16 protein-coding genes and 1 pseudogene are annotated in these 18,749 nt (G+C 56.6%); 10 read left to right on the forward strand and 7 right to left on the reverse strand.

Annotation, left to right across the window (positions count from 1 at the left end; genetic code table 11):
* Window positions 1-810: DNA translocase FtsK 4TM domain-containing protein (locus HA41_RS01730; RefSeq protein ID WP_208612733.1), on the reverse strand; the 810-nt coding region annotated here is incomplete at its 3' end.
* Between the two features lie 118 nt (window positions 811-928).
* Window positions 929-1,423: a leucine-responsive transcriptional regulator Lrp gene (lrp, locus tag HA41_RS01735; protein ID WP_006118610.1), complete on the reverse strand. Its 495-nt coding sequence runs from the start codon at window positions 1,421-1,423 to the stop codon at window positions 929-931.
* A 522-nt stretch (window positions 1,424-1,945) separates the two neighbouring features.
* Between lrp and trxB the strand changes: the two genes are divergently transcribed.
* The 5 genes from trxB to infA all read left to right on the forward strand — a co-directional run bounded on the left by trxB (window position 1,946) and on the right by infA (window position 7,848).
* Complete coding sequence (trxB, locus tag HA41_RS01740; RefSeq protein ID WP_094119313.1) at window positions 1,946-2,914, forward strand: thioredoxin-disulfide reductase; 969 nt, start codon at window positions 1,946-1,948, stop codon at window positions 2,912-2,914.
* Window positions 2,915-3,059: 145 nt separating this feature from the next.
* Window positions 3,060-4,829, forward strand: a complete 1,770-nt coding sequence (gene cydD / locus HA41_RS01745) for a heme ABC transporter permease/ATP-binding protein CydD (RefSeq protein WP_094119314.1) — start codon at window positions 3,060-3,062, stop codon at window positions 4,827-4,829.
* Entirely contained in the window at window positions 4,829-6,559 is a 1,731-nt protein-coding gene (gene cydC, locus HA41_RS01750; RefSeq protein WP_094119315.1) for a heme ABC transporter ATP-binding protein/permease CydC, read from the forward strand. The genes cydD and cydC overlap by 1 nt, the downstream gene beginning before the upstream one ends.
* 33 nt (window positions 6,560-6,592) lie before the next feature.
* A complete protein-coding gene (aat, locus tag HA41_RS01755) occupies window positions 6,593-7,285 on the forward strand; it encodes a leucyl/phenylalanyl-tRNA--protein transferase (protein WP_094119316.1) in 693 nt (230 codons plus the stop codon).
* 344 nt (window positions 7,286-7,629) lie between these two features.
* Window positions 7,630-7,848 carry a translation initiation factor IF-1 gene (gene infA / locus HA41_RS01760; protein ID WP_002211347.1) on the forward strand — a complete coding sequence of 73 codons (219 nt, stop codon included), beginning with the start codon at window positions 7,630-7,632 and terminating at the stop codon, window positions 7,846-7,848.
* A 97-nt stretch (window positions 7,849-7,945) separates the two neighbouring features.
* Here the strand turns inward: infA and clpA are convergent.
* Window positions 7,946-10,210 (reverse strand): annotated as a pseudogene (gene clpA, locus HA41_RS01765) (ATP-dependent Clp protease ATP-binding subunit ClpA); the annotation flags it as partial.
* Window positions 10,211-10,262: 52 nt separating this feature from the next.
* Complete coding sequence (gene clpS, locus HA41_RS01770) at window positions 10,263-10,583, reverse strand: ATP-dependent Clp protease adapter ClpS (RefSeq protein ID WP_003849318.1); 321 nt, start codon at window positions 10,581-10,583, stop codon at window positions 10,263-10,265.
* Window positions 10,584-10,899: 316 nt separating this feature from the next.
* On the opposite strand from clpS, the gene cspD reads away from it, so the two are divergent.
* Window positions 10,900-11,133 carry a cold shock-like protein CspD gene (cspD, locus tag HA41_RS01775; protein ID WP_094119317.1) on the forward strand — a complete coding sequence of 78 codons (234 nt, stop codon included), beginning with the start codon at window positions 10,900-10,902 and terminating at the stop codon, window positions 11,131-11,133.
* Window positions 11,134-11,208: 75 nt separating this feature from the next.
* Here cspD and HA41_RS01780 read toward each other — a convergent pair whose 3' ends face one another.
* Window positions 11,209-12,858 (reverse strand): ATP-dependent nuclease, encoded by a 1,650-nt coding sequence (locus HA41_RS01780; RefSeq protein ID WP_094119318.1) that lies wholly within the window; start codon window positions 12,856-12,858, stop codon window positions 11,209-11,211.
* A 135-nt stretch (window positions 12,859-12,993) separates the two neighbouring features.
* Here HA41_RS01780 and HA41_RS01785 point away from each other — a divergent pair, with 135 nt between their 5' ends.
* The 3 genes from HA41_RS01785 (at window position 12,994) to ltaE (ending at window position 16,806) form a co-directional block, all read left to right on the forward strand.
* Window positions 12,994-13,893, forward strand: coding sequence for a LysO family transporter (locus HA41_RS01785; RefSeq protein ID WP_094119319.1), 900 nt, complete (start codon window positions 12,994-12,996; stop codon window positions 13,891-13,893).
* A gap of 119 nt (window positions 13,894-14,012) precedes the next feature.
* Window positions 14,013-15,734: a ubiquinone-dependent pyruvate dehydrogenase gene (gene poxB / locus HA41_RS01790; RefSeq protein WP_094119320.1), complete on the forward strand. Its 1,722-nt coding sequence runs from the start codon at window positions 14,013-14,015 to the stop codon at window positions 15,732-15,734.
* Between the two features lie 70 nt (window positions 15,735-15,804).
* On the forward strand, window positions 15,805-16,806 hold the full coding sequence (ltaE, locus tag HA41_RS01795; RefSeq protein ID WP_094119321.1) for a low-specificity L-threonine aldolase: 1,002 nt from the start codon (window positions 15,805-15,807) through the stop codon (window positions 16,804-16,806).
* Window positions 16,807-16,816: 10 nt separating this feature from the next.
* Here the strand turns inward: ltaE and HA41_RS01800 are convergent, their stop codons facing one another.
* Complete coding sequence (locus HA41_RS01800; protein ID WP_094119322.1) at window positions 16,817-17,641, reverse strand: N-acetylmuramoyl-L-alanine amidase; 825 nt, start codon at window positions 17,639-17,641, stop codon at window positions 16,817-16,819.
* Window positions 17,638-17,958: a heavy metal-binding domain-containing protein gene (locus tag HA41_RS01805; RefSeq protein ID WP_094119323.1), complete on the reverse strand. Its 321-nt coding sequence runs from the start codon at window positions 17,956-17,958 to the stop codon at window positions 17,638-17,640. The genes HA41_RS01800 and HA41_RS01805 overlap by 4 nt, the downstream gene beginning before the upstream one ends.
* Before the next feature lie 106 nt (window positions 17,959-18,064).
* Between HA41_RS01805 and HA41_RS01810 the strand changes: the two genes are divergently transcribed.
* The gene (locus HA41_RS01810) at window positions 18,065-18,604 is read left to right on the forward strand and encodes a lipoprotein (protein WP_094119324.1); all 540 of its coding nucleotides are present in this window, start codon (window positions 18,065-18,067) and stop codon (window positions 18,602-18,604) included.
* The last annotated feature ends 145 nt before the right edge of the window (window positions 18,605-18,749 follow it).

Consider the following 18,749-nt stretch of genomic DNA (forward strand, 5'->3'; position numbering starts at 1 on the left):
GGCGGCGCTGGTCGCAGCAGCGGCTTTCGCCAGCAACGGATCCGCCTGAGAAAGTGCCGGCTCGTCCGCCGCACTGCGCGGCGCAGAAAGCAGAACATCGTCGTCGTCAGGATTCGCAGCATGCAGCAGCGGCGCGTCAGCATGCTCACGCGCGTCCGGCTCATCCTCTTCTTCCTGCCAGGGTTCATCGTGACGGGAACGGTTGCTGGCAAACGTCAGCACGCCCATCACCACACCACCAATTTTTTCGGCAATAGTGAGCCACGACCAGCCGGTATAGAGCGTAATGCCCGCCGCCCAGACGCAAAGCAGGGTCAGCGTGCCGCCCGCCGGACTGAACCACGGCGCAATCGCATTACTGACCAGGCTACCAATAACGCCGCCTGAGGCGAAGTACCAGATATCATCCGCGTTCAGCGCTGCCATGCCGCAGGTGGTCACCACCAGCGCCAGCACGCCAATCAGGCGTAAGCCGACAGCGAAATAGTCAAAATAGTCCTGATTATCGCGCTGACGGAAGGCAATCCAGCACAGACCGAGGATCACCGGTGGTATGGCATAGGCCATTATCCCAAAGATGAACAGTAAGGTGTCAGCCAGCCAGGCGCCAACGCTGCCGCCAATGTTATGAATGGGTTCGTGCCAGGCCGTTTGCGACCAGCTCGGGTCGGAAGGGTTAAAACTGACCAGAGAAACCATCAGGTAGATGGCAAAAAGCGCCACCAGGATGAGCAACGCTTCCAGCAGACGACGCCCACTGCTCAGCGATTGTAACGAAACGTCTTTATCTTCTGTGTATTCCTGGCTCAAGAGAACTCTCCAGGTGCCTGTAAAGTAAGAAGCAACAGCGTCGGGCTAGCCCGACGCTGGTCCTGTATGAATTCACAGGAGTGTACCGAAATCTCACAGGTTTTGCACCTGCCCCGCATCAGCGAGTTTTGATCACCAGTCGATTGCTCTGTTTAACCTCTTCCATCACCACGTAAGTCCGCGTGTCGTTTACGCCCGGCAGGCGCAACAGGGTTTCACCCAGCAGTTTACGGTAGGCAGACATGTCAGGTACGCGCGTTTTCAGCAGGTAGTCGAAATCGCCAGAAACGAGGTGACATTCTTGAGTTTCCTCAAGTTTTTGTACGGCGGCGTTAAATTGCTCAAACACATCCGGCGCACCACGATTCAGAGTAATCTCAACGAACACCAGCAGTGAAGCATCCAGATAGTGCGGGTTTAACTGCGCGGTATAGCCAAGGATGAAACCCTGGCGCTCGAGACGACGCACACGCTCAAGACATGGCGTAGGCGATAAACCTACGCGTTTGGAAAGTTCCACGTTTGAAATACGACCATCTTTCTGAAGTTCATTCAGAATATTCCTGTCAATTCTGTCGAGGTCTTTGCCGGGGCGTTTCTTATTGTCTACCATTATTATTGTCTCTCTTAATTCCTTCCCTTTACCTGCCACGCCCTGAAAACGCTCATTGTTCGGGGCATTTCTGAAGTGAACTAACCGAGCCTGTGCGCTTTCGCACTTATCCGTATGACGCATGTTGTCTGTCCACATCATGCGTCATTACCAATATCAGGCTGCATTTATTCGGTGTTGTGTGCAAAACAAGAGAGGAAACCCTGTTTTGTTCCGATTAATGTTATTCGCTTCTGATAATGTTTTCGCAAAAGCGCAGGCGATTGTCAAAGTAAAATCTCCAAATTCAGTACAAGATGCCAGACAGACCGCTGGGTAACTGTTTTTAAATGAGTATTTTTGAACTGCTGCACCAGCAAAAACCGATTTTTGCCCCCTTCTGGCGCAGCCAGCAGGCGAAAAAGTCTCTCATCGACTACGCCGTTTGCAGCTATCGTTAACAAAATTGCCGAAGCCTTGTCTTTGCCGCCGGATATTCCCTACAATCGCAGGCTATGTCAGCCGAATGAAACTGAGGAACGCATGAGTACGGCCAAACACAGTAAGCTACTCATTCTGGGCTCCGGTCCAGCGGGTTATACCGCAGCCGTTTATGCTGCACGCGCCAACCTGAATCCGGTATTGATCACCGGACTGGAAAAAGGCGGACAGCTGACCACCACCACTGAGGTGGAGAACTGGCCGGGCGACCCGCACGATCTGACAGGTCCATCGCTGATGGAGCGCATGCATGAGCACGCCGAAAAATTTAATACCGAAATTATTTTCGATCACATTCACACCGTCGATCTGCAGAATCGTCCGTTCCGCCTCACCGGCGACAGCGGCGAATACACTGCGGATGCATTGATTATCGCAACCGGTGCATCCGCCCGCTATCTGGGCCTGCCGTCAGAAGAGGCGTTTAAAGGTAAAGGCGTTTCCGCCTGTGCAACCTGTGATGGTTTCTTCTATCGCAACCAAAAAGTGGCGGTCATCGGTGGCGGTAACACCGCGGTTGAAGAGGCACTTTATCTCGCGAATATCGCGGCTGAAGTGCACCTGATCCACCGTCGTGACAGCTTCCGGGCGGAAAAGATCCTGATTGACCGCCTGATGGAAAAAGTGCGCAACGGCAATATCGTGCTGCACACTCATCGCACACTGGAAGAAGTGGTCGGCGATCAGATGGGCGTGACCGGTCTGACGCTGCGTTCTACCCAGAATAGTGATGAGACTGAAGCGCTGGAAGTAGCAGGTCTGTTTGTGGCGATCGGGCACAGCCCGAACACCGCTATTTTCGACGGTCAGCTTGAACTGGAAAATGGTTACATCAAAGTCCAGTCGGGCCTGCATGGCAATGCTACCCAGACCAGCATCCCTGGGGTCTTCGCCGCGGGCGACGTGATGGATCATATCTATCGCCAGGCCATTACCTCTGCCGGTACCGGCTGTATGGCGGCGTTAGATGCTGAACGTTTTCTTGACGGGCTGGTTAAAAACGATAAGTAAGTTGTTAACCCTCTGATCTCAAATGTTCCGGGCGACTGTTTTTCAGTCGCCTTTTTTATGGCTCACATGCTAGATTCTTGCGCCTGAACGGGATGAAAATGCCCCATTATTTTTCATCGCTCATCGGCTCAACTCATGGTTTAGCATGGACAAAACCCGGCAGCAGCACCTTACCCGCTGGCTTCGTCAGCAACGTCATTTCGCCGGTCGCTGGTTGCGACTGAGCACGCTGCTGGGCGTGATTAGCGCACTGCTGATCATTGCTCAGGCCGGACTGCTGGCCACGCTGCTGCAGGCGCTGATTATTGAACAGCAACCGCGTGCGGCGCTGAGCGGCGAGATGCTGCTGTTACTGCTCTGTTTCGTGCTACGTGCCCTGATCCACTATGCCCGCGAGCGGGTCGGTTATCGTGCGGGTCAGGCGATTCGTCAGTCGCTGCGTAAGCAGGTGTTAGACCGGTTGTCTGCACTGGGTCCAGCCTGGATTCAGGGCAAGCCCGCTGGCAGCTGGGCCACCCTGCTGCTTGAGCAAATCGAAGAGATGCAGGACTATTATGCCCGCTACCTGCCGCAAATGACGCTGGCGGTGTTGATCCCCTGCTGCATCCTGATAACCCTCTTTCCTCTGAACTGGGCAGCGGGTCTGATATTGTTCGCCACTGCACCGTTGATTCCGCTATTTATGGCCTTAGTCGGCATGGGTGCCGCTGAAGCCAACCGGCGTAATTTTCTGGTGCTGGCACGTCTGAGCGGTAACTTTCTTGACCGTTTACGTGGCCGTGAAACGTTGCGGCTGTTTGACCGCGGTGCGGCGGAACAGCAGGCTGTCGCGGCGGCTACCACCGATTTTCGTCAGCGCACGATGGAAGTGTTGCGATTAGCCTTTCTCTCCTCTGCAGTACTCGAATTTTTCGCCTCACTGGCGATTGCCGTAGTGGCGGTTTATTTTGGCTTCTCTTACCTTGGTGAACTGCACTTTGGCGACTACGGCCAGGGCGTCACCCTGTTTACCGGTTTTCTGGTGTTGATTCTTGCGCCTGAATTCTTTCAGCCGCTGCGTGATCTGGGGGCGTTTTATCATGCAAAAGCGCAGGCCGTTGGTGGAGCCGACGCGCTTGAACAGTTCATGCAGGCCAACCCGACCACCGGCCCGGAACAGGGTGAAACGCCGTTCACTGCCAGTCAGCCGATTGCACTCGCCGCCGTCGACCTGGTGGTCTGCGCCCCGAATGGCCAGCCGTTATGCGGCCCGCTGACTTTTAATCTGGCTGCAGGTGAACGTGTCGCGCTGGTCGGCCAAAGCGGAGCCGGTAAAACCGCGCTGATGAACCTACTGCTGGGCTTCCTGCCCTATCAGGGTTCGCTGAAAGCGAACGGTATTGAATTGCGCGAGATGCGCCGGTCTGACTGGCATCAGCAGCTTAGCTGGGTTGGACAGAATCCCCAGTTACCGGCCGCCACCCTGCGCGACAATATTGTGATGAACGCAGAGTGGGATGCTGTCCGCTTTAGCGCCGTGCTCGATGCCTGCGGCGTGAATGAATTTCTGTCGCGACTGCCGCAGGGCGTGGAAACCCAACCGGGCGATGGCGGTAATCAGCTTTCGGTCGGTCAGGCACAGCGTATTGCGGTGGCGCGGGCACTCTACAAACCCTCTCATTTGCTGCTGCTCGATGAACCTGCCGCCAGTCTGGATACACTCAGTGAACGCCACGTGATGCAGGCGCTGAATCAGGCCGCTACTCAGCAGACGACCCTGATGATTACCCATCAGCTTGATGCATTACGCGACTGGCCGACGCTGTGGGTGATGGAGGCGGGTAGGCTGGTACAGCAAGGTGACTGGCCGATGCTGTCGCAGCAACCGGGGCCGTTCAGCGAGATGCTGAAGCACCGTCAACAGGAGATTAGCTGATGTCCGCTTTGCGTCCGTTTCTTCGCCTCTGGCTGCGTCATCCTTTTCGCTTAGCACTGGGGATGGTGCTGGCCGTCCTGACCTTACTGGCCAGCATCGGCTTGCTGACGCTCTCCGGCTGGTTCCTGGCCGCCTCGTCCGTAGCGGGTGTCGCCGGACTTTACACGTTCAACTATATGCTGCCCGCCGCAGGCGTGCGCGGGGCAGCCATCATCCGCACCGCCGCCCGCTATGCTGAACGACTGGTCAGCCATGACGCAACTTTTCGGGTGTTGCAGCATCTGCGGGTACATACTTTCAGCCGCCTGATTGCGCTGTCACCGGGACAGCTGTCGCGTTTTCGCCAGGCCGATCTGCTCAACCGTTTTGTTGCCGACGTCGATACGCTCGATCATCTTTATCTGCGGGTCATTTCACCGCTGGCGGGCGCGTTGGTTGTGACAATGGTGGTCACCGTGGGTCTGAGTTTTATCGATCTCCAGCTGGCGCTGACGCTGGGCGCGATCATGCTCGCCACGCTGATCATTCTGCCCCCCCTGTTCTATCGTCTTGGTTCGCCTGCCGGTGTAGCGATCGCCGGTGGCCGGGCCCGCTGGCGCTCACAGCTGATGCACTGGCTGGCCGGTCAGGCGGAGCTTACCCTGTATGGCGCATCGGCGGCGTGGCGTAAACGGCTGGATGAAGAGGAGCATCACTGGCTACGGGCGCAGGGTCAGCAACTGCGTTTACAGGCGGCGGCGCAGAGCCTGCTGCTGCTGATCAGCGGCCTGACGGTGACTTCGCTATTGTGGTTGAGTGCCGGCAGCATCAGCGAACAGCAGTTACCTGGCTCACTCATTGCGCTGGTGGTGTTTTGCGCGCTGGCGGCGTTTGAAGCGCTGGCCCCGGTTGCCGCTGCCTTTCTGCCGATGTCACAGGTGATGGCCTCGGCGCAGCGGGTTAATGACATTATCGATCAGGTACCGGCGATCACTTTCCCGAGCCATGGCAGCGTCCGGACCGGTAGCCTGGCGGTAGAGATCGATCAGCTCGATTTCAGCTATCCCGATCGTCCGGAAAAGGTACTGAATCAGCTTTCGCTGCAGGTTAACGCGGGCGAGCGCATTGCGCTGCTCGGTCCTACCGGCTGTGGAAAATCGACCTTACTGGCACTGCTGACCCGTGCCTGGGAAAGTCAGCATGGCGCAATTATCCTCAACGATCTGCCCGTTGCCGCCTGGCCGGAATCAGCACTGCGCCAGCGCATCAGCGTAGTGACCCAACGGGTGCACCTCTTCAGCCAGAGCCTGCGGGATAACTTACTGCTGGCCTGCCCCACAGCCGATGATGCGACGTTACGCCAGGCACTGATCGACACTGGTCTGCAGCGCCTGCTGGAAACGCCAGAGGCGTTAAATGCCTGGATGGGTGAAGGCGGTCGTCCGCTCTCTGGCGGCGAACTGCGCCGTCTGGCGATTGCCCGGGCGGTGCTGCATAACGGCGATCTCTGGCTACTGGATGAACCCACCGAAGGACTGGACGCCACCACGGAACAACAAATTCTCAGTCTGCTACAGCGGCTTACGGTGGGCAAAACGGTGATTATGGTGACCCATCGCCTGAGCGGGCTGGAAAAGATGGACCGCATCTGCGTGATGGATAATGGCGTGGTTATCGAACAGGGTAGTCATGCCGAATTAATCTCAAAAGCGGGCCGCTACTGGCGTTTCCGGCAGCGGATTGCGCTATAGTCTTAGCGACATGCTGATGAGTAGAACTACGCGATGAGACTGGTACAACTGTCACGGGAATCCCTGCAATTTCCGCCACCGGAGATGGCCCTGCGCGAGCCGAATGGCCTGCTGGCGATGGGCGGCGATCTCTCCCCTGCCCGCTTACTTAACGCGTATCAGCACGGCATTTTCCCCTGGTTTTCACCCGGCGACCCGATACTCTGGTGGTCACCCGATCCGCGCGCAGTATTGTTACCGGAACACTTTCATCTGAGTCGCAGCATGAAGCGCTTTCATCAGCGCTCGCCCTATCGCGTCACGATGAACGAGGCGTTTGCCGACGTGATTGATGGCTGCGCCAGTGGCCGGGAGGAAGGCACCTGGATTACCTTTGAGGTGAAGCGGGCCTGGCTGCGGCTGTATGAATCGGGTCATGCGCATTCGATAGAAGTATGGAACGAGCAGAAGCTGGTGGGGGGAATGTATGGTCTGGCGCTAGGGCAGATATTTTGCGGCGAGTCGATGTTCAGTCGGCAGGAGAATGCCTCAAAAACCGCACTTTTGGTCTTTTGCCAGCACTTTATCAAACATCAGGGGCGTCTGTTGGATTGTCAGGTACTTAACCCCCATACGGCCTCACTGGGGGCGCTGGAAATCCCGCGCACTGACTATCTGCAATATGTACAAAGCCTTGCGTGGCAACCGGTCAGCGACGGATGCTGGCGGACGCAAACGCTTTTTTAACCGCGCGCAGATGTTTTGCACACATAAAGGCGTATAAGTGATATAATAATCGAGTTTGGTATGTCGTCCGCGCCTGGTTATCACGAGCCGGAATTGCCAGGCTGGGAATCTCAACGCACTCTCGGAACTGTTTCAATCGTGCGCGCGTAACCGGTTGATACAGATTCTTAGCCCGCTAATCCCCCGCAGACGTCACATAAACACCCGAATTTTACCGTAATGCTCGCGTATCACGCGAAGCACGGCAAAGCGTTGGCAAAATCGCCGACGGTTCTTTACATAAATCGTTGAATTGGGCATTATCTTGCCGGTTCAACTGAAAGGTAGTACACCCAGAGGATTCGATGGCCAAAGAAGACAATATTGAAATGCAAGGTACCGTACTGGATACGTTACCTAACACCATGTTCCGCGTAGAACTTGAGAACGGACACGTGGTTACCGCTCATATCTCCGGTAAAATGCGCAAAAACTACATCCGCATCCTGACGGGCGACAAAGTCACAGTCGAGCTGACCCCGTACGACCTGAGCAAAGGCCGCATTGTCTTCCGTAGTCGCTAAGCTGCGATAGTCTCGCGGCATCAGAAATGCAGCGAAAAAAAAGGCCGGATTTTAATCCGGCCTTTTTCATATCTGGCATCCGTCGATTAATGCACGGTCCTTCGGTTTTACGTTTCTCTGCGCTGAGGAAATGATAGGTCAGCTGACCTTTTTCACGATCCAGTGCTACTGAGACTGAGCCGCCATCCACCAGCGAACCAAACAGCAGTTCATTGGCTAACGGTTTCTTCAGGCTTTCCTGCACGGTACGTGCCATCGGACGGGCACCCATCGCTTTGTCATAGCCCTTCTCAGCCAGCCAGTCACGCGCTTCATCACTGACTTCCAGCGACACGCCCTTCGCATCCAGCTGTGCCTGCAACTCGACAATAAATTTGTCGACCACCTGATGAATCACCTCTGGTGACAGGTGACTGAACCAGATGATGTTGTCCAGACGGTTGCGGAACTCTGGTGTAAAGATCTTTTTGATCTCTTCCATCGCGTCGGTGCTGTTGTCCTGATGAATCAGGCCGATAGATTTCCGTTCGGTTTCACGTACCCCGGCGTTGGTGGTCATCACCAGCACCACGTTACGGAAGTCCGCTTTACGACCGTTGTTATCGGTCAGCATACCGTTATCCATCACCTGCAGCAGCAGGTTGAACACGTCAGGATGCGCTTTCTCAATCTCATCCAGCAGGACCACCGCATGAGGGTGTTTGATCACCGCATCGGTCAGCAGACCGCCCTGATCAAAACCCACGTAGCCCGGAGGCGCACCGATCAAACGGCTAACGGTGTGACGCTCCATGTACTCGGACATATCGAAGCGCAGCAGTTCAATGCCCAGCGCTTTCGCCAGCTGAACCGTGACTTCGGTTTTACCAACACCCGTCGGTCCGGCAAACAGGAACGATCCCACCGGCTTACGATCCTGACCCAAACCTGCCCGGCTCATTTTGATCGCTTCAGTCAGCGCCTCAATGGCGTTGTCCTGACCAAACACCAGCATTTTCAGGCGGTCGCCCAGATTTTTCAGCGTATCGCGATCGGTGGCCGAAACGCTTTGCTCGGGAATACGGGCAATACGTGCGACTACAGTTTCAATGTCAGCCACGTTAACGGTTTTCTTGCGCTTACTGGCTGGCATCAGGCGCGCACGCGCACCGGCCTCGTCGATCACGTCAATCGCTTTATCTGGCAGATGACGGTCATTGATATATTTCACCGCCAGTTCCACCGCCGCACGCACCGCTTTCGCGGTATAACGCACATCGTGGTGCGCTTCGTACTTGGTTTTCAGGCCATTCAGAATCTGCACGGTTTCTTCAACAGATGGCTCCGTGATATCGATCTTCTGGAAGCGACGCGCCAGGGCACGGTCTTTCTCGAAGATGTTGCTGAATTCCTGATAGGTAGTGGAACCCATTACCCGGATTTTCCCGCTGGAGAGCAGCGGTTTAATCAGGTTAGCGGCATCAACCTGGCCGCCTGAAGCCGCACCTGCACCGATGATAGTATGGATCTCATCGATAAACAGAATGCTGCTTTCATCCTGCTCAAGCTGTTTCAGCAGCGCTTTAAAGCGTTTTTCAAAGTCACCGCGGTATTTGGTGCCAGCTAACAGCGAACCAATATCCAGCGAGTAGATAGTGCAGTCTTTCATGACCTCCGGTACGTCGCCCTGCTCGATACGCCAGGCGAGTCCTTCCGCAATCGCCGTTTTCCCGACGCCCGACTCACCCACCAGCAGTGGGTTATTTTTACGGCGACGGCACAGCACCTGGATAGTACGCTCCAGCTCTTTATCGCGACCGATCAGCGGATCGATGCCACCGACGCGAGCAAGCTGATTAAGATTGGTGGTGAAGTTTTCCATACGTTCCTCCCCGCCTGCTTGCTCTTCGTTAACCGGATTTTCTGCGCCAGGCGCCTGGCCAGGCTCATCTTTGCGCGTACCGTGAGAAATGAAGTTCACCACATCAAGGCGGCTGACTTCATGTTTACGCAACAGATAAGCGGCTTGCGACTCCTGTTCGCTGAAGATAGCGACCAGCACGTTCGCACCGGAAACTTCGCTGCGACCGGATGACTGGACATGGAAAACCGCACGCTGCAATACGCGCTGGAAGCTGAGCGTCGGTTGTGTATCGCGCTCCTCCTCACTGGCAGGTAGAACGGGTGTGGTTTGTTCGATGAAGGCTTCGAGTTCCTGCCGCAGAGCCACTATATCCACCGTACAGGCTTCCAGTGCCTCTCTGGCCGACGGGTTACTGAGCAACGCCAGTAACAGATGCTCGACGGTCATAAACTCATGACGGTGCTCACGCGCTCTGGCGAAAGCCATATTTAAACTGAGTTCCAGTTCTTGATTGAGCATTAGGCACCTCCCCCAATTATCGCTCTGACCTGTTTCCTATATGGAGACGCGATCAGGCTTTTTCCAGCGTACACAGCAACGGATGATGATTTTCCCGCGCATAATTGTTCACCTGGGCCGCTTTGGTCTCGGCGACTTCTGCAGTAAATACACCACAGATCGCCTTGCCGTGGTAGTGAACTTTCAACATCAGTTGCGTTGCACGTTCAACATCATAAGAAAAGAACTTTTGTACAACGTCAATAACAAATTCCATAGGTGTATAATCGTCATTATTCAGAATGACTTTATACATTGAAGGCGGCTTTAACCCTTCGCGTACTTTGTCTTCGGCCAGATGTTCAAAGTTAAGCCAGTCGTTTGTGTTTGCCATAGTGTTCCGTTGAGATTTCGACCATCGCATTTAAGCGGCTACATATTGAGAGTTTAACATGCCTGTCAAGCGCCTGGCCGCTGACGAAAATTTATTCGGAAATTCCCGCCCGCGACCTGTATCACAAAATTCCCAATAGCGTTAACTGCCTCAAATTTTGATGATTTTCTCCCCATCCAGCCGGGGGGTTTGCTTGACGCCAGCCGCCATTTCTCTACATTCTACTTGCACAAGCTGATTGAGTTTTAATCAAACTCGACTCACAGCTTCAATGACCTCACCTACTTATAAAATGTCTTGCGAGGGAAGTAAAAGCATGGAGACGGGTACAGTTAAATGGTTCAATAATGCCAAAGGCTTTGGCTTTATCTGTCCAGTCGGGGGTGGCGAAGATATCTTTGCACACTACTCAACGATTCAGATGGAGGGTTACAGAACGCTGAAAGCTGGCCAGCAGGTTCAGTTTGATGTTCACGAAGGTCCCAAGGGCAATCACGCCAGTCTGATTGTACCGGTAGAGATGCCGGCAGAAGTGCCGGCCGTTGCCTGACACCTTCATCCCCATTCTGAATACTCCCCTAAAAATGCCAGCCATCGACGCTGGCATTTTTCTTGTGGCGGCGCTTTAGTCTGCTCTGCCCTGTGCCAGCCCGATGACCGCAGCGAACATCTCGCGCATCAACGCCGGAATGGCATCCGGACCGCGTTCACCCGCGGCGTTCGCCACCGCAATCGCCAGCTCAGGCTTCGAGGTCTGGTGAATCGCCTGAGTAATAATACGCCTGGCACTCATCTTCACGTTTAACGGCAGGTGCGCTGTCTCCAGATAAACTTCACGAAATCCCTGCTGGAAGAGAAAGTGTTCGATATCCCATGCAGGTAGCTGAGTCAGATGCTGCGGCTCCCGCTCGTCCGGCTGCAGCTGACTGCGGGCGGTAGCGGCATATTTGTTGCCCGCCTCGTCACCGTCTGTCAGCACATGCCAGGCAATGCCCATCCGGCGGGCAAATTTCAGCAGTGGCTTGAGGCCGGACTGAGCAAACTCAATCACTTTTATCCCTTCAGCGGCAAAGCTGTAGCCGCACTGCCGGGCCAGCTCATTGATGATCCAGACTTCGGTTTCCCCTTCCACCAGCAGCCAGCAGCGGGCAAACAGCGCGGCAGGCCGGTTGACGCGAATATGAAAACCGATGCGCCGGCTCTCTTCCGCACTCAGTCCTTCCGGCCCGATGCGCCACGCCGCCACCCGCGACGGTTCACGCACCAGCCGGCAGACATTCTCCACCGGCACCTGCGACAGCAGTTCTGCCGAATTAGTGGTGGCGATTTTTTGCAGTGGCAAAAGCGATAGCAGATTCCACGCCACCGACAGCATAATCGGATGCAGGCGGGTTTCCGGATCTTCAATCAGCAACAGCGGACGTGCATCCGGTGCCAGCGGCAGATCGCCGCGCGCCTGGATCAACAGCGTGAATATCTGCAGCAGGATAAGCTGCCGGCTGCGCGAATCATTGCCAGCGATCAGCTGATTAAGCTGGTCCAGCGCCCGCCATCCCTGATCGCCTTCCCGCGCCTGCGGATCAACCCGTCGGACCGCCGTCGATGCGGCAGGTTGCTGCACCAGAAAATAGTGCTCCATCAGCTGCTGCAGCGTTTTTAGTCCCTGCCGCAGCACCTCATCACTCAGTTGCTGCGGGTGGCGTTCAAGGTCGCGCGCCAGATTTGCCATCCCAGCCAGCAACTGAGGATGCAGAGTCGGGTCGGCTGTATCGCGCAGCGTCTCACGGCGGGAACGTGAGCTGAAGCGTGCATCGCGCAGCCGCAATACCGGATGACGGCGCAGCAGCAGTGCAATGGCCGCTGCGCAGTTTTCCTGTGGTAACAGCTGAAGCTGGCGGTCAACCAGACGCCGGCTGGCGCTGATGCCCTGCGCACGCCAGGTGGCGCGCACGCTGTAACAGATCCAGCGCGCACCCTGCGAATCACGCTGCCAGAAGGGTTCCAGCAGTGCATCATGATTGTTGCCGTCATCACGAAAGTGAAATACCACCGAGAGACGACGCTTCGAATCCGTGACGTCGCCCGGCGTGAAATGGAAGTCGCCCGGCGTAAAAACATACTCCTCACGATGCGGTGATAGCAGTAAACTCAGCGCATCAAGCAGGCTCGATTTGCCCCAGGCGTTCTCACCAATCAGCAGATTGGTCTGGGTTAAAGGCAGTGAAAGCTGGTTGATGCCACGAAAGCCGCGAATGTCGATATGTTCCAGAATCATAGGGTTCCATCCTCTTGTTAAACGAAGCATGGTTGGCGGAGGCCAACCGGTCAAGTCGACCGGCCTCAGGGGTTTACTCCACTGCGCTTTTTCGCTAGCGTGTCGCCACTTTCTTCATGGATGACCTGATTCGTTATGTACTCCGGACTGTTGATTATTCTGCTGCCCCTGATTGCGGGCTGGCTGCTCCCTTTTCGTCAAACCGCCTTACTGCGTCAGGTCAATCGGCTATTAGGCTGGATGGTCTACGTCATTCTGTTCTTCATGGGCATCAGCCTGGCATTCCTGGATAACCTCAGCAGCAATCTGGTGACCGTATTTCACACCGCACTGGTCACTGCACTCTGCATCCTGTTATGTAACCTGCTGGCGCTGCGCTGGCTGGAGAAACGTGTGCCGTGGCAGCATGTCCATAAGCAGGAAAAGCTGCCGTCGCGGCTGCACATGGCGCTGGATTCGCTGAAGTTATGCGGTGTGGTAGTGATCGGGTTTGTGCTCGGCCTGACCCAGTGGCCGCTGCTGCATCATGCAGCCACCGCCAGCGAATATGCGCTGATCTTCCTGCTGTTTCTGGTGGGTATTCAGCTGCGTGGTAGCGGGATGACGCTACGTCAGATCATCCTCAACCGGCGCGGGATGCTGGTGGCCAGCGTGGTGCTGGTCAGCGCGTTAATCGGCGGCCTGCTCGCGGCGCTGGCATTGGGTCTGCCACTGAAAACCGGTCTGGCGTTAGCCAGCGGTTTTGGCTGGTACTCTCTTTCCGGCATTCTGATTACCGAAGCGTATGGACCGGTGATCGGCAGCGCCGCCTTCTTCAACGATCTGCTGCGTGAGCTGATGGCGATCATGCTGATCCCGGCGCTGATCGGCCGCCATCGCTCCAGCGCTTTAGGCTTATGCGGCGCCACCTCCATGGACTTCACCCTGCCGGTGCTGCAGCGGGCTGGCGGTAATGAGATTGTGCCCGCCGCCATTGTACACGGCTTCGTGATGAGTCTGCTGGCCCCGATTCTGATCGCCCTGTTCTCCGCCTGATTGACGCGGGTAATCGCCAGCGCATTTTTTCACGGCTGTTTTTCTGCCGTGTCGTCTACGCTTCTTTTTTGCGGTTCTGGTCGCGCCATCGTTGTGGCGCATCCACAAAGGAGAACAAGATGAAACAAACCGTGGCGGCGCTGGTCGCCAAAACGCTTGAAAACGCCGGGGTTAAAAGAATCTGGGGCGTTACCGGGGATTCATTAAACGGCCTGAGCGACAGTCTGAACCGCATGGGCACCATTGAATGGATGCCGACCCGTCATGAAGAAGTGGCGGCGTTTGCGGCGGGTGCTGAAGCGCATATCAGCGGCGAGCTGGCGGTCTGCGCCGGTTCCTGCGGGCCAGGTAACTTACATCTGATCAACGGCTTGTTTGACTGCCACCGCAACCGCGTGCCGGTGCTGGCCATTGCGGCGCATATTCCGTCGAGTGAGATCGGCAGCGGCTATTTTCAGGAGACCCATCCGCAGGAGCTGTTTCGCGAATGCAGCCATTACTGTGAACTGGTCTCTAATCCGGAGCAGTTGCCACAGGTGCTTGGCATCGCGATGCGTAAAGCGATTCTTAATCGCGGCGTCTCGGTGGTGGTATTGCCGGGTGATGTTGCACTCAAGCCCGCGCCTGAAAACGCCAACGCTGCGTGGTATCCGCCGCAGCTGCCACAGGTGCTGCCGCAGGCCGCTGAACTGGCCCAGCTGGCACAGACCCTGAATGCAGCCAGCAATATTACTCTGCTGTGTGGCAGCGGCTGCGCCGGCGCGCATCAGGAGGTGGTGACGCTGGCTGAAACGCTGAAAGCGCCGATTGTCCATGCGCTGCGTGGCAAAGAACATCTCGAATATGACAATCCCTACGACGTCGGCATGACCGGGTTGATCGGTTTCTCCTCCGGCTTCCACGCCATGATGAATGCCGAAACGCTGGTCCTGCTCGGCACTCAGTTCCCCTATCGCGCCTTCTATCCGGAAAAAGCCCGGATCATTCAGATTGATATCAATCCCGGCAGCCTCGGCTCGCACTGTCACGTCGACGAAGCCTATGTCGGCGACGTGAAAACCACCTTGCAGGCGTTGCTGCCGCAGCTGACCAGTAAAACCGATCGCACGCATCTCGACAGCGCGCTGGAACACTATGTTGATGCGCGTAAAAGCCTCGATGAGCTGGCGCAACCCAACGATAAACAACCGATTCATCCGCAATATCTGGCACAGCAGATCAGTCACTACGCCAGCGAAGATGCCATCTTTACCTGCGACGTCGGCACGCCGACCGTCTGGGCCGCGCGTTATCTGAAGATGAACGGTAAACGCCGGCTGCTGGGATCGTTTAACCACGGATCCATGGCGAACGCGATGCCGCAGGCGCTGGGCGCGCAGTCAATTGACCGCAATCGCCAGGTGGTGGCGCTGTGCGGCGACGGCGGATTCAGCATGCTGATGGGCGATTTTATCTCACTGGCGCAGCTTAAAATGCCAGTCAAGCTGGTGATCTTCAACAACAGCGTGCTCGGCTTCGTGGCGATGGAGATGAAAGCGGGCGGCTACCTCACCGACGGCACCGAGCTGGACAATCCTGACTTTGCCGCCATCGCCGAGGCGTGCGGTATCAAAGGTCTCCGGGTTGAAAAAGCGTCTGAGCTGAACGGCGCGCTGGAGCAGGCGTTTGCCCATGACGGTCCGGTGCTGGTCGATGTCATCACCGCCAAAGAGGAACTGGCGATGCCACCGCAGATCAAAATGGAGCAGGCCAAAGGCTTCAGTCTTTACATGCTGCGCGCCATTCTTAATGGCCGCGGCGATGAAGTGGTAGAACTGGCGAAAACCAACTGGCTGCGGTAAAACAACAGCATCACCCAGGCGGGCGCGATGCCCGCCTTTTTTTTTCTACCGCCACGTTCAGGAGCACCCGTTGATCGATTTACGCAGTGATACCGTGACCCGGCCCAGCGCCGCCATGTTAAGCGCCATGATGTCCGCCGAAACCGGTGATGATGTCTATCGTGATGATCCTACCGTCAATGCCCTGGAGGCAGAAGCGGCGCGCCTGAGCGGTAAAGCGGCTGCGCTGTTCTTTCCGACCGGCACCCAGGCCAATCTGGTGGCCTTGCTGAGCCACTGCCAGCGCGGGGATGAATATATCGTCGGACAGCAGGCGCATAACTACAAATATGAAGCGGGCGGCGCGGCGGTGCTGGGCAGTATCCAGCCGCAGCCGATTCTGGCCGCCGACGATGGCACCCTGCCGCTCGACGTAGTGGCCGCCGCGATCAAGCCTGACGATATTCACTTTGCCCGCACCCGCCTGTTGAGTCTGGAGAATACCCATCACGGTAAAGTCTTGCCGTTATGTTATCTGGAACAGGCGTGGAACTTTACCCGTGAGCACGCGCTGGCGCTGCATATTGATGGCGCACGCATCTTTAACGCCGTGGTCGCTCAGCAGACCACGCTGGAAGGAATTGCCCGCTATTGCGACAGCCTGACCATCTGCCTGTCAAAAGGGCTGGGGACGCCGGTCGGGTCACTGTTATGTGGCGATGCGGCGCTGATTGAACGCGCGCGCCGCTGGCGAAAAATGACCGGCGGCGGCATGCGGCAAGCCGGGATTCTGGCGGCGGCCGGACTCTATGCCCTGCAGCACAACGTGGCGCGCCTGCAACAGGACCACGATAATGCTGCCTGGCTCGGACAGCGGCTGCATGAACTTGGCGTTGAGGTGATCGACCAGCAAACTAACATGCTGTTTGTCCAGCTTCCGGCCAACCAGGTTGAACCCTTAGCGGCCTGGATGAAGGCGCGTGGTGTGCTGATCAGCGCCGGTCCCCGTACCCGACTGGTCACCCATCTGGATGCCGATCGCGCGGCACTCGAACAGGTTGTTAGCCACTGGAAAGCCTTTCTCCAGCAGTAAACCAGCCTGATTATTGCGCCGCGCCATATTTTTCCAGCAGCGCGGCCGCTATCGCGGCGGTTTCCGCATCGGCGTTGCCACGATAGTCTGCCGGGCGAAAATGCATCTGAAACGCCGCGATCACTCTCTGCTGCTGGCGCGCCTCCATTGCGTTATCGACCGGGTAGCCGTAGCGCTGTAATCTCTCCACGATAAGCTCAACCGGCACCGCAGCCTGCGGGTCCTGACCGGCTAAGTGAAACGCCACGCGTCGGGCGTCGGGCCAGGCACCCAATCCACGCTGCGCCAGCTGCTGCCAGGGAAACAGCGGACCGGGGTCCTGTTTGCGCTGCGGCGCAATATCGCTGTGGCCGACGATATTTTCCGGCGGGATAGCGTAGCGCTGGCAGATGTCACGCAGCAGCGCCTCCAGCGTAGTGATTTGCGCTGCGGTAAACGGCTGCCACTCGCGGCCGGTCAGGGTACGACGGTAACCGCGATTCACCAGTTCGATGCCAATCGAGGTGTCGTTAATCCGGCTGGCGCCGCGCCAGAAGCTCGGTCCGGCGTGCCACGCCAGTTGCTGCTCCGGCACCAGTTGCCAGACAACGCCTTTGCCGCCGCGCTGTGGCGGCTGGCGCGGGATCAGATAATGGGCGCTGACCTGTTGATCGGTCAGGGTGGCGAGCGAGGAGGGGAAGTCTTCGGCGGTATAGTGAATCACAATCACCTTGACCCGCGGCCGTGCTCCCTGCGCGGGATGCCGCAGGTCGGCCCAGTAGCCAGCACGAGATTCCACCCCGGACTGACAGCCGACCAGCAGCAACGTGGCTAACAGCAACAGCAGGCGTTTCAACGCACGATCACCGCCGTACCGCTGATGCTCACCATCAGCATACTGCTCTCTTTGCCGACCGTTTCGTAGTCGATATCAATGCCGACCACCGCATTGGCGCCCAGCGCTTTTGCCTGCTCTTCCAGCTCTTTGAAGGCAATTTCCCGCGCCTTACGCAGCTCTTTTTCATACGCGCCAGAGCGACCGCCGACGATGTCGCGAATGCCCGCGAAAAAATCGCGGAAAATATTGGCACCGAGAATCGCCTCACCGGTCACCACACCGCAATAATCCGTAATGCTGTGGCCTTCCAGTGTGGGGGTTGTAGTAAATTTCATCGTCATCTCCTTGTTGAAAACCGGACTAAGGCTCTTTCGACTAAAAAGCACGGCTATACTCTATGCTAAAAAGGGCAACTTGCCAGAGAACTATAAGGAAATCGAGATGAGAAACAACGCGTTTGCGTTAATGATCCCAGCGGCCCTGCTGCTCAGCGCCTGTACTACCGTTGAGCCAGTGATTAAGGATAATGGCCCGCGTAGCGCGCCCTGTATTGAAGGCGGCCCTGATCAGGTAGCCCAGCAGTTCTACGATTTGCGTGTTGAACAGCCGACTCAGGGATTGCCCGACAGCACCACGCTGGCGAAATACCGCCCTTATCTGAGCGATGCGCTCTATCACGCCTTGCAGGCCGCCAGCGGCAGCAATGCCGGTGCTCAGTGGCGCAACGGCGATCTCTTTTCCAGCCTGTCGCAGGGTCCGACCGCGGCCAGCGTAGCGGACGCTTCCACCATTCCTAACCGTGATGCGCGTAATATTCCGCTGCGGGTTGATCTGAGTCGCGACGGCAAGCAGTGGCAGGATGAAGTGCTGATGATCCACCAGGGCAGTTGCTGGGTGGTCGATGATGTTCGCTACATGGCAAACCCGGTGCATGCCGAGGGTGGCAGCCTGAGCCAGATGCTTGAAAAATCGAAAAAATAATCAGCCGGTGAGGGCGTGATAAAAAGCGCGAGGCGTTAATGCCCGCGCTTTTTTTGTTTCTGCTGGCGCGCGGCGCGGTCCTTCACACTGCCGGAGCGCACACGATATTGTGCTAAGCTTTAGCGGTTTCACTGCCGTTTCATAA

It is taken from the genome of Pantoea conspicua, assembly GCF_002095315.1.
Lineage (GTDB): Bacteria > Pseudomonadota > Gammaproteobacteria > Enterobacterales > Enterobacteriaceae > Pantoea > Pantoea conspicua.

Bases quoted from the DNA above. Each gene is read 5' to 3' on its own strand.
- lrp (WP_006118610.1), bottom strand. From the start codon at position 1,423: ATGGTAGACAATAAGAAACGCCCCGGCAAAGACCTCGACAGAATTGAC.
- infA (WP_002211347.1), top strand. From the start codon at position 7,630: ATGGCCAAAGAAGACAATATTGAAATGCAAGGTACCGTACTGGATACG.
- poxB (WP_094119320.1), top strand. From the start codon at position 14,013: ATGAAACAAACCGTGGCGGCGCTGGTCGCCAAAACGCTTGAAAACGCC.
- HA41_RS01810 (WP_094119324.1), top strand. From the start codon at position 18,065: ATGAGAAACAACGCGTTTGCGTTAATGATCCCAGCGGCCCTGCTGCTC.
- HA41_RS01785 (WP_094119319.1), top strand. From the start codon at position 12,994: ATGTACTCCGGACTGTTGATTATTCTGCTGCCCCTGATTGCGGGCTGG.
- trxB (WP_094119313.1), top strand. From the start codon at position 1,946: ATGAGTACGGCCAAACACAGTAAGCTACTCATTCTGGGCTCCGGTCCA.
- cspD (WP_094119317.1), top strand. From the start codon at position 10,900: ATGGAGACGGGTACAGTTAAATGGTTCAATAATGCCAAAGGCTTTGGC.
- cydC (WP_094119315.1), top strand. From the start codon at position 4,829: ATGTCCGCTTTGCGTCCGTTTCTTCGCCTCTGGCTGCGTCATCCTTTT.
- clpS (WP_003849318.1), bottom strand. From the start codon at position 10,583: ATGGCAAACACAAACGACTGGCTTAACTTTGAACATCTGGCCGAAGAC.
- cydD (WP_094119314.1), top strand. From the start codon at position 3,060: ATGGACAAAACCCGGCAGCAGCACCTTACCCGCTGGCTTCGTCAGCAA.
- HA41_RS01780 (WP_094119318.1), bottom strand. From the start codon at position 12,858: ATGATTCTGGAACATATCGACATTCGCGGCTTTCGTGGCATCAACCAG.
- aat (WP_094119316.1), top strand. From the start codon at position 6,593: ATGAGACTGGTACAACTGTCACGGGAATCCCTGCAATTTCCGCCACCG.
- HA41_RS01805 (WP_094119323.1), bottom strand. From the start codon at position 17,958: ATGAAATTTACTACAACCCCCACACTGGAAGGCCACAGCATTACGGAT.